Raw genomic sequence first — 257 nt, 5'->3', positions numbered from 1 at the left:
GCGGCCTGCTCTTCCGTTCGTTGCGACAGGTTCGTATTGCCTGCGGCGATTTCGCTCACGCCCGTATCGATCGAATCGGTGCCATGCCGCACGGTGTTCACCGTCGCGATCAGCGACTCCTGCATCTTGCGCAGCGCCGCCGCGAGACGTCCCATTTCGTTGTCGCTAACGTTGTCGATACGGCCCGTCAGATCACCGTTTGCGATGCGCTGGAATTGCTCGATGGTGGCATCGACGGGATGGACGATTGCGCGAAC

1 protein-coding gene is annotated in these 257 nt (G+C 61.1%); it reads right to left on the bottom strand.

Going from position 1 to position 257, the window contains the following annotated elements; genetic code table 11:
* Positions 1 to 257, bottom strand: a 257-nt coding sequence (locus tag SB772_RS42955; protein ID WP_410838890.1) for a HAMP domain-containing protein, incomplete at both ends; no start/stop codon positions are given.

The organism is Paraburkholderia sp. SIMBA_030 (assembly GCF_046535245.1).
In the GTDB taxonomy this organism is placed as follows: domain Bacteria; phylum Pseudomonadota; class Gammaproteobacteria; order Burkholderiales; family Burkholderiaceae; genus Paraburkholderia.
Note: the sequence above shows the minus strand (reverse complement) of the source record. Positions and strands in the feature narration are given on the sequence as shown.